Here is a 10,548-nt window from a genome sequence, read left to right on the forward strand (position 1 = left end):
CATCCACCCCCATTATAAAGGATTTTTTTATGGCATGGAATAGTTAAAACTTTAATGCAACACTAGTGACTATTTTAGTATTTTACACTTGAAAGTCAGTAAAGGTCAGAGTATAATAGTGAGTGTAAAGGTCAGTGTTGGTCAGACATCAGCTCTTCTTTAGTCAAAAGAATGTCCAGCATAATCCTTATCAACTGACCTTTAATAAAATGTCCGGTATAATGATATTAGACTATCTTTGAAAGGAAGGAATGATATTATGGTATGTCAACGTTGTATGGAAAGAAACGCAACGATTCATCTAACAACCAGTGTAAATGGAAAAAGAAGAGAAATTGATTTATGCCAAAAGTGTTATCGTGAAATCAGATTGCAAGAGCAACAAGGCAGAATGAATCAAGGGCAAGATCCTTTTGGATTCAATCAGTTTGATGATTTATTCCGTGCCCTCTCACAAGACAGAAATCCTAATAACCAAGGTCAAACCCCTCCTAACCAAGGATTCACAGGTGGAAATCACCCCCCTAGACAAGGAGGAAATCGAGGCGGTTTACTCGGTGAATACGGGGTTGACTTAAATCAAATGGCAAAAGATGGTAAAATCGACCCTATTATTGGAAGAGATACTGAAATAGAACGGGTTATTGAAATTTTAAACAGACGAACTAAAAACAATCCTGTATTAACCGGTGAAGCAGGTGTGGGTAAAACGGCTATTGTCGAAGGTTTGGCTCAGAAAATAGTTAATGGTGAAGTTCCACAGAAATTACTCAGTAAAGAAGTTATCCGTTTAGATGTTGCTTCGTTAGTCCAGGGAACTGGAATCAGAGGTCAATTCGAAGAGAGAATGCAACAACTAATGAACGAGCTAAAAGAAAATCCAAATATTATCTTATTTATTGATGAGGTACATGAAATTGTAGGAGCAGGTTCTGCTGAAGGAAGCAGTATGGATGCTGGAAATATTCTTAAACCTGCATTAGCCCGCGGGGAACTTCAAATGGTAGGTGCAACGACTCTGAACGAGTACAGAAAAATAGAAAAAGATCCTGCTCTAGAAAGACGCTTGCAGCCCGTTAAAGTGAAAGAGCCCACTCCAGAAGAAACCTATACCATCTTGAAAGGTATTCAAAAGCAATATGAAGACTACCACCATGTGCGTTATACAGAAGAAGCGATAAAAAGCGCTATTGAACTGTCTCACCGCTATATTCAAGACCGTTTCTTACCAGATAAGGCCATCGATTTATTAGATGAGTCTGGTTCTAAGAAGAATCTGACTATTCAGACTGTTGACCCAGATGCTTTAAAAGAAAAAATTGAAGAAGCGGAAAAATTAAAACAAGAAGCTTTAGACAAAGAGGATTATGAAAAAGCAGCCTACTACCGTGATCAAACCACTAAATATAAAGAAATGATTAATCAACAGACACCGAACTCTGAACAACCCGTTGTTACAGAGCAAGATATGATTAATATAGTTGAAATCAAAACAGGTATTCCAGTAGGTGACTTAAAAGAAAAAGAACAAGAACAACTGAAAGATTTAGATAAATCTCTACGAAAACACGTCATTGGGCAAGATGATGCTGTTGACAAAGTCGCACGCGCCATTAGACGAAATAGAATTGGTTTACGCCAGAAAAACAGACCGATTGGTTCTTTCTTATTTGTTGGACCGACTGGGGTAGGTAAAACGGAATTAGCTAAGACTCTGGCTTTAGAACTTTTCGGAAGCAAAGAATCCTATGTCCGTCTTGACATGAGTGAATATATGGAAAAACACAGCACGTCTAAACTGATTGGTTCTCCTCCTGGATACATTGGCTATGATGAAGCAGGTCAGTTAACGGAAAAAGTCAGACGAAACCCATACAGTCTCATATTAGTCGATGAAGTAGAAAAAGCTCATCCGGATGTACTGAATATGTTCTTACAGATTTTAGATGACGGACATTTAACCGATGCCCAAGGTAGAACGGTTAACTTTAAAGAAACCATCATCATTATGACAAGTAATGCCGGTACGACAAACGTTGAGTCCAGCGTCGGTTTCGGTGCCCAAGTCAGCGGCCAGCAGCACTCCATCTTAAATCATCTAGACGATTACTTTAGACCAGAGTTCTTGAATCGCTTCGATGGTATTGTCGAATTCAATTCCTTAACTAAAGAGAATCTGTTAGATATTATTGAATTGATGTTAGAAGATATCAACGATGCTTTAAAACATCACAATATAACCGTGGAAGTGGATCAGTCTGCAAAAGAGAAGTTAGTTGACCTCGGTTATAATCCTAAAATGGGTGCTCGCCCTCTTCGTCGAGTCATAGAAGAGCAGCTAGAAGATAAAATTGCTGAGTTTTACTTGAATAATCCTAATCCAGGACACATTCTGGCTACTGTAGTGGATGGGACAATTGAAATAACTCGGGAAGAAGACAGAGACGATTCAACAGAAACAGATGAAACATCCGAACCATCAGAAAATAAAGAATAACAAAAAAAGAGAAGTCATCATTTTCCGATGACTTCTCTTTTTTATTGCTTTTATATACAATCTTCCACATTACCTTCGAAAGACATGATTTCCAATTTCATCAACAAATTCTAACGTATCAAACCAGTCTTGGTTAGCTGCGATGGTTGGATTGTAAAAGTATAAAGCGTCTATAATGGGTTCATCTTGCCTTAAGACTTCATAAGCGGCTTGAATCGATTCTTCTGTGGCTTCATTATAGAAGGTTCCATTCATCACAGGTTCAAATTGACGGGGTTGATAAATTACATCATATATCGTGTCAGGAAACTGATTATGCTTTACCCTATTCAAAACCACTTGTCCAACGGCTAATTTGCCTTCGTAAGATTCTCCTTTCGCTTCTGCTTCAATGATTCGTGCCAGTAAATCAAGCTTTTCAGCGTCTACTGATTCATCTTCTGATCGTTTTGAGGTAGAAACGGCTACTTCCTCCACTGGTTCATCTAATACTGTTTCAACCGAATTCTCTTCTTCTATTAATTCTAAATAGACGAGATCTAACATGCCTTTTGGTTCGTAATTTGAAAGTATCCCTAAGGATTGAAAGACATCGGTCAGACTCAACGATTCAGCTTTGATAGAGTCTGTTCTAAATATGATGCCCCCTAAAATAAACGAGATGATTAATAACTTTTTAAAATTCATCTTTTCCTCCTTGTAATATATAGTAGAAATTCTCATACCTCTCTTTTCTTCATGCTGCTTCAGGTCTATCATTAAAAGAGATATATTTAAAAAACTACCTATTTCAAGCCTATTCTCACTATATAGAATCTGATTCATTTTAAAAAACAATACGCTCTGCTGTAATCGATTTGTAGTCTCTATGTAAAAAAAGACTAGAGAGAAAGCCTATGGCCTACTCTCTAGTCTTTTATTTTTTATAATAATGCTGTTAATTCTACATCAGGGTATTTATCATTAAACCATCTCATCGCAAATGTGTTTTCAAATAAGAAAAGCGGATTATCGAAACGGTCTCTCACAAGCATATTCCGACTGGATCCCATATTTTCATCTAATTGTTCAGGGTCAATCCATCTAGCAATTTTATTCCCTAGAGGTGTCATGACCACTTCAGAATTATATTCGTTTTTCATTCTGTGTTCGAATACTTCAAACTGTAGCTGACCTACAGCTCCAATAATATAGTCTTCTGTATGATACGCTTTATAAAGCTGAATAGCCCCTTCTTGAACCAATTGGTTGATTCCTTTATGGAAGGACTTCTGCTTCATGACATTTTTGGGATCCACTCGCATAAAGAGTTCAGGTGTGAACTGAGGCAGTGGTTTAAATGTTACTTTATCTTTCCCTTGGTATATAGTATCCCCAATTTGAAAGTTCCCTGTGTCATAGAGACCAATAATGTCTCCAGCTACAGCGTCTGTAACGGATTCTCTGCTTTCAGCCATAAACTGAGTCGAGTTAGACAGGCGCATTTTTTTATCTAATCTGGATAGAGTGACATCGATCCCTCTTTCAAAGCGTCCAGAGCAAATTCTTAGAAATGCAATTCTATCTCTATGCTTAGGATCCATGTTTGCTTGAATTTTAAAGATGAAACCTGAAAAGTCAGAATCTGCCGGATCTACCATGGTGTCATCTTCTGTTTTTTGGGCTGATGGTTCAGGTGCAAAGTTTAAAAATGTTTCCAGAAATGTTTGGACGCCAAAGTTTGTTAACGCAGAGCCGAAAAATACCGGAGTCAACTCACCATTAGAAATAGCTGTTTCTGAAAATTCGTTTCCAGCCTCTTTTAGCAAAAGCGCTTCTTCTAACACTTGATCGTATAAACTCTGTTCTTTAATAGGATGGTCTCCGTCAATTTCTCCATCTTCATTTAAAGGGATAAATCTTTCTCCTTTGTTAATCACTTCGGGACGAAAAGCTTCGATTCTATTATGGTATAAATCGTAAAGACCTAATAGTGTTTTACCAGAACCAATGGGCCAGTTCATTGGATAGGCGTCGATTTCAAGCACCTCTTCTAATTCTTCTATCAAGTCGAGGGGTTCTCTGCCATCTCTGTCTAACTTGTTCATAAATGTGAAGATAGGTATCCCTCTCATGCGACATACCTTAAACAGTTTTTTTGTTTGTTCTTCAATCCCTTTTGAACTATCTACAACCATGACGGCTGCATCTACTGCCATGAGCGTTCGGTATGTGTCTTCAGAGAAATCCTCGTGTCCGGGAGTATCTAAAATATTGATTCGTTTTCCTTGATAATCGAACTGCATCACAGAACTGGTAACAGATATGCCTCTTTGCTTTTCGATTTCCATCCAATCTGATTTAGCAAACTTCCCTGTTTTTTTAGCTTTTACCGTCCCGGCTTGACGAATGGCTCCACCAAATAACAGCATTTGTTCAGTGATTGTTGTTTTCCCAGCATCTGGGTGAGAAATGATAGCAAATGTTCTTCTTGTTTCTACTGTGTCTTTTAATTCTTTCTTTGATGTATTTATCACTACAAAACTTCCTTAATCTATTAGTTTTCAATTTGATTTTTCGTATAGCTGTTTGTTCTCTTAACTTCTTTCTGTTCTTTAATGATTCTCACAATATAATACGTGATGGTCTTAATAATTGCAAACACAGGCACTCCAATCAGCATCCCTATTAATCCAGCTATATTCGCCGATGCTAGAAGAATAAGAATGACAGTCAACGGGTGTATAGATAAAGATTTACCCACGAAAAAGGGAGTAAACAAATTACTGTCAAATTGTTGTACTATTAAAACAAACAACGCTGCCAGTAGACCTCTCGCAGGAGACTCAATTAACCCCACTATAACAGCAGGTGCCGCCCCTATAAATGGACCGACATAAGGAATAAAATTGGTTATCCCAGCAAAAACAGAAAGGAGAAGAGCCGGAGAAAAGCCTGAAATCGTGTAGAGTATAAACAACAAGACACCGACAATGAGCGAGGCCATTCCTTTCCCACTTATATAACTGGAGATAGTGGCATCGGTTTGGACAAGCATTTCTTTGACATTCAATTTATACTTTGAAGGCATGTGATCAATGACAAAAGGAAGAAATTTTCTTCCATCATAGAGCATATAAAATAATATAACCGGAATAGTTATGGCCATAAAGGCAACATCTGTAAAGGTTTGAATGACATTACCCGCTCCTGATACGATAGCGCCTAAAAACCGACCAGTTATATTACTTAACCATATTTCGAAATTAGCTAAAACGGATTCGACATTCACCTGTTCCATCCAGGGTTCTTCCGCTACACGTAAAGCATAGGTTTCAAGCATGTTAATAAAATCCGGTATCCCTGAAATTAAATTGGATGTCTGTTCAATTAACATCGGAATGCCTAATAATACAACTAAAACAACTATCCCAATCAATAATACCATCATAATCGCTATGGCTATAATTCGCTTCACTTTAATTCTTTCTAAAAACTTTACAATAGGGTTCATTAAATAATACAAAAAACCTGCTATTAATAGAGGCATAAATAGAGCTGTCAAAATCCCTACTAAAGGATTAAGTATAAAGTCTATCTGTTGCAATACAAAGATTAATATGGCGACTACTAAAAACCATACAGTCCAAAACATCAACTTTGAATTTTTCCAATTTATCACTGCCATTTTCCTTTCATTTAGCTCTCTATCTTATTATAATAGAGATTTATCTAATAGGACACACATTATTTTACATTCTGTTGACGGTTTTTTAGAGAATTGTTATAGTATGTGAATAACTTTAACGAAAAGAGGGGTATTATGAAATTTGACTCGACAACTGACTTATCCAGCTCTATATATAAAGACACCTTAACTATTCGAAAGACGGTTTTTGTTCAAGAACAAAAAGTAGATGAGTCTTTAGAAATTGATGACTTAGAAGACCAGGCTCTTCACATCGTGGGTTACGACAACAATCAGGCCTGTTGCACTGCTCGTTTGATTGAGAAAGAAAACGGACTTATAAAAATTCAGCGTGTGGCTGTTTTAAAAGAATTTAGAAATAAAGGAATAGGCTTGCTTTTGCTGAGAGAAATAGAAAGACTCGCCCGAGAGACGTTCGAAGCCAGCAAGTTATTACTCGATTCTCAAGATCATGCCATTCCATTTTATGAAAAGTCTGGTTTTACAGTGTATGGAGATGGATTTTTAGATGCCAATATCCCTCATCATCATATGGAAAAGACTCTTTAATTTTATGAATCACTCTCATTCCTACGTGAGCGTTTAAGCAATCGTTCTCGCTTGCTCTTATTCTCATTTAATCGCTTTTGTTTTTCATCTCTATCAATAGACACAACAACCCATTGTTGGTCCCGTTTTTCCACTACGAAAACATCTCCCTTTTGATAGGGTTGGGGCAATTCTGTTACAGGAACAATAATGGGTGTGTCTTTTGTATCTAATACAAGTGTTGCGAGATTATTTTCTATTTCTTCAAGTACAGCGTACATCTTATTCCACCTCAGTAAAAACGTCTATTTCTCCCTTTTCATTGAACATAACGCGAATCGTTCCATCTTTGTCCGTTCCATATACTGGTATTCCGTATCTATCTAACCTCTCCAAAACTTCTTGATGAGGGTGACCATAAGAGTTATTGATCGACGCTTGATAGATAGCTATATGAGGACTAACGGCTTCAACCCACTCTTCACTTGTACTCGTATCAGAACCATGGTGGCCAAGCAAAAGTATCTCCGACTGAAGTTGGGTCATGGGTGAATCGACGAGAGACCTTTCTATTGAAGTAGAACTATCCCCTGTTAGCATGAGGGACACCGTCCCTAAACGTATGCGTGTGACAATGGATTCGTCATTTTGATTCGACTCTGGTTGATCGGCTATAGGGTGTAAGACTTCAACCATAAAACTTCCTACTTCTTTTCTATCTCCTCTTTTGGGTTCGACATACTCTGCAGATGACTCTAGTAAAGCATCTAATACATCGCTATAAACTTGCGAAGCACTATCCATTCCATTCATCCACACTTCGTCTACTTGAAAATAGTCTAAAACCAAATCTCCATTCCCAATATGATCAGCGTGATTATGAGTAAAAATAAGTAAATCTATTTTTCCACCGACTCCTATTTCATCATTTAAATACTGGATTATCTGATTACTGGAATCATTATGTCTACCTGTATCAATTAGTATCGTTGAGCCATCTCCAGACTTTAACAAAGTTGAAGATCCTTGACCCACATCAAAGACAATCACCTCACCATTCTGCTCATCGTCTACTCCGGATGAGAATGTTCTGTGCGTCCATTGATGGATTCTATGGTATATCTCATCTATATGAGACTCAATGGCATCTAATGAGTAACCACTTCTCTCAGCGGCTATTCCTAATAAAAAAGCAAGACCTATTAATATTAAAATTTTTGGTAATGAATAGGCCTTCGTATTCTTTCTTCTATTACGTTTTCTAGTCACTCGTTATTCCTCCAACAGCTGATTTCTCAAGCCTCTTAAATCTTCTGGCAAGGGGGCTTCAATAACAACAGGAGTGTGGGAAAACGGATGAATAAATTGAACTTTCTGGCAGTGTAGAGCTTGTCTACTGATTAAAGGAGGGTGTTTAACTTCTTTATACAGACTTTCCCCAATCAAGGCATGGCCTAGATAATGAAAATGCACGCGAATTTGATGTGTTCGACCTGTATGTAATATCACTTGAAGTTCGGTTGCCCGTTTAAACCGTTCTTTCACCCAGTATTCTGTTAGAGACGGTTTTCCCCCGCTGTCTACTGTTCGTTTAATAATTGACCCTTTTTCTCTTCCTATCGGCTCATTAATCAGACCATGGTCCTTTTCCACTTTCCCTTCAACATACACTAAATACTCCCTCTCTAATTCATTCCGTCTTAATAAACGATCCAGATAGGAGTGAGCTAAAGTATGTTTAGCAAAAATAATGACGCCGGAAGTATCCCTATCTAATCGGTTGACCACGTGAATGGTCTGGTGTAAGTATCCTTTAGAAAGGATGTATCCTTTTACTCTATTAGAAATAGTATGATTTCTACGTTCTGGAGAAGGCACTGACGCTATCCCAGCTGGTTTGTTGACAAACAAAAAATGCTCATCTTCATAAAGTATGTTCAATGGTTCGTGAGAAACTTCTAAATGTATATTCCCTTCTTCTTTTGGGAGGGTAACACTGACACGATCGTTTTTTTCGAGCGTTCGTCTCACCCTAGAATCTTCCCCATTCACTTTAATCTCGCCACCTTGAAACTTTAATTTCGCGAGTAGTCTTTTAGAGATTCCTTTTTCCTTAAGAAAATATTTCACTGTTTTATATTTAGTATCCGTTACTGTCCATTCAAATTCCATTTAATCTCCCTGTTCTAAAAAGGCATCCTTCACTCTATCCCAAAAATGGGTATGCTGGTATCTGGCAAACCTAATTCTTTCCTTAGCTATCTGAAAACGTAAATAATCGACATGCTTTTCTGTCGATACTAATTGATCAATAGATAATATAAAATTGTCTGTATCAATCGGTTTAATCTTAATCCACTCATCTGGAGCAATGACCATAGGAGAACTTAATGTACGAAAAACCCGATTATTTAACGAGGCGATCTCCGTTAATTGAAGAGCTTCTAATCGTGGATGCAGGACAGCCCCGCCAATTGATTTATTGTACCCGGTCGAACCGGTTGGAGTAGATATGTTTAATCCATCTCCTCTAAATCGTTCAAACTGCTCGTCTCTGATGTGCACATCGCATACTAGGGTACCATCCACTCGTTTAATGGAAGATTCGTTCAATGCCAAAAAATGAGTGGTTTCCTTCTTATTTGTATAGATGACTTCGACATCAAGTAAGGGGTATTCCACATATTCCCCATTATCATTTTTGAGACTTGTCACTAATTCCTCAATATTAAATTCTCGCCAGTCAGTATAGAAGCCTAAATGTCCTGTATGTACACCTATAAAACGCACTTTATCCAACAAGTGAGCATATCGGTGAAAAGCAGACAGAAGTGTGCCATCTCCTCCTACAGAAATGATGATTTCAGGACGATGAGTGACTATGTCGAATTGAGCTTCTTCAAGAAGTGAATAGAGTTTTTTAGCTACACTCTTTGACTCTTCTGTAAAGTTGTGTACAATGGCTAATCTCAAGTCACTTACCCCTCCCTGTTTCCATAATCTTCTTTGTAATAACGGTAATTCTTTCGTACCTCTTTAATTTCATCCCGAATGGTGGACATTTCTTCATCTAACTGAAAAGCTGATTCTGCTGCTTTTTGTAGTCGTGTCTTTATATGACTTGGAAACTCCCCCTGATACTTATAATTGAGAGAATGTTCAATAGAAGCCCAAAAATTCATGGCTAACGTTCGTATCTGAATCTCTACCAGTACCACTTTTTCTTCATCTATTAATTGGACAGGGTATTCACAAATTAAATGATAAGAGCGATACCCACTCTCTTTTTCATTAGATATATAATCTTTTTCAAAAACTACTTTTAAGTCTTTTCTGTTTTTTAATATTTCTACTACCTCTAATATATCTTCAACAAAAGGACACATTATTCGAATACCGGCTAAATCTTCCATATCAGTTTCGAGCTTATTTAATGGTATTTTTCGTGTTTGAGATTTGACAAGTATACTGTTAACTGGTTTCACTCTTCCGGTAACGAATTCAATCGGGCCATGTTCTTTTCTTAAATGATACATCGACCTTAGACCTCTTAGTTTGACTTTTAATTCATCTACAGTCTGTTTATAAGGAAGCAGGAAGTTTTCCCAATTTCTATCCATACCTTCAACCTTCTTTGCTTTTTTTTAGGCGCTGTTCTTGTTAGTATTATAACATGATTATGGTGTCAAAACCCCATAATTTTAAGCACTTAATCAACTTGAAATGCTCAAAAGTATACAGTTTTAAAAAATAAAAGAGGGACTTCTCTTTATGCCATCACTTTTTCCTGATTGTGTTGGTGTTTGATGGCTCTTTTAGCGTTTATTGCCATTAT

Annotated in this window: 10 protein-coding genes; 2 read left to right on the top strand and 8 right to left on the bottom strand. The window is 37.4% G+C overall.

All coding sequences use genetic code 11. The features are described 5' to 3' along the window. The first annotated feature begins 259 nt into the window (after nucleotides 1–259). Nucleotides 260–2,497, top strand: a complete 2,238-nt coding sequence (locus ABDZ53_RS02670) for an ATP-dependent Clp protease ATP-binding subunit (protein WP_343753717.1) — start codon at nucleotides 260–262, stop codon at nucleotides 2,495–2,497. A gap of 69 nt (nucleotides 2,498–2,566) precedes the next feature. Here the strand turns inward: ABDZ53_RS02670 and ABDZ53_RS02675 are convergent, their stop codons facing one another. The 3 genes from ABDZ53_RS02675 to ABDZ53_RS02685 form a co-directional block, all read right to left on the bottom strand. Next, on the bottom strand, nucleotides 2,567–3,184 hold the full coding sequence (locus ABDZ53_RS02675; protein WP_343753719.1) for a cell wall hydrolase: 618 nt from the start codon (nucleotides 3,182–3,184) through the stop codon (nucleotides 2,567–2,569). A gap of 236 nt (nucleotides 3,185–3,420) precedes the next feature. Then, nucleotides 3,421–5,013, bottom strand: a complete 1,593-nt coding sequence (locus ABDZ53_RS02680; protein WP_343753721.1) for a peptide chain release factor 3 — start codon at nucleotides 5,011–5,013, stop codon at nucleotides 3,421–3,423. 20 nt (nucleotides 5,014–5,033) lie between these two features. Further along, nucleotides 5,034–6,158 (bottom strand): AI-2E family transporter, encoded by a 1,125-nt coding sequence (locus ABDZ53_RS02685; protein WP_343753723.1) that lies wholly within the window; start codon nucleotides 6,156–6,158, stop codon nucleotides 5,034–5,036. A 141-nt stretch (nucleotides 6,159–6,299) separates the two neighbouring features. Here ABDZ53_RS02685 and ABDZ53_RS02690 point away from each other — a divergent pair, with 141 nt between their 5' ends. Beyond that, nucleotides 6,300–6,734 carry a GNAT family N-acetyltransferase gene (locus ABDZ53_RS02690; protein WP_343753725.1) on the top strand — a complete coding sequence of 145 codons (435 nt, stop codon included), beginning with the start codon at nucleotides 6,300–6,302 and terminating at the stop codon, nucleotides 6,732–6,734. 2 nt (nucleotides 6,735–6,736) lie between these two features. Here ABDZ53_RS02690 and ABDZ53_RS02695 read toward each other — a convergent pair whose 3' ends face one another. The 5 genes from ABDZ53_RS02695 to yjbM are packed head-to-tail and all read right to left on the bottom strand — an operon-like array spanning nucleotide 6,737 to nucleotide 10,333. After that, nucleotides 6,737–6,994, bottom strand: coding sequence for a DUF3006 domain-containing protein (locus ABDZ53_RS02695; RefSeq protein ID WP_343753727.1), 258 nt, complete (start codon nucleotides 6,992–6,994; stop codon nucleotides 6,737–6,739). A 1-nt stretch (nucleotide 6,995) separates the two neighbouring features. After that, nucleotides 6,996–7,982: a ComEC/Rec2 family competence protein gene (locus ABDZ53_RS02700; protein ID WP_343753728.1), complete on the bottom strand. Its 987-nt coding sequence runs from the start codon at nucleotides 7,980–7,982 to the stop codon at nucleotides 6,996–6,998. Nucleotides 7,983–7,985: 3 nt separating this feature from the next. After that, nucleotides 7,986–8,885: an RluA family pseudouridine synthase gene (locus ABDZ53_RS02705; protein WP_343753729.1), complete on the bottom strand. Its 900-nt coding sequence runs from the start codon at nucleotides 8,883–8,885 to the stop codon at nucleotides 7,986–7,988. Next, the gene (locus ABDZ53_RS02710) at nucleotides 8,886–9,686 is read right to left on the bottom strand and encodes an NAD kinase (RefSeq protein ID WP_343753730.1); all 801 of its coding nucleotides are present in this window, start codon (nucleotides 9,684–9,686) and stop codon (nucleotides 8,886–8,888) included. It abuts the gene before it with no gap. A gap of 5 nt (nucleotides 9,687–9,691) precedes the next feature. Beyond that, nucleotides 9,692–10,333, bottom strand: a complete 642-nt coding sequence (yjbM, locus tag ABDZ53_RS02715; RefSeq protein WP_343753732.1) for a GTP diphosphokinase — start codon at nucleotides 10,331–10,333, stop codon at nucleotides 9,692–9,694. Nucleotides 10,334–10,548 lie beyond the last annotated feature (215 nt).

Origin of the sequence: Alkalibacterium iburiense, assembly GCF_039521845.1 — a bacterium.
GTDB lineage: Bacteria > Bacillota > Bacilli > Lactobacillales > Carnobacteriaceae_A > Alkalibacterium > Alkalibacterium iburiense.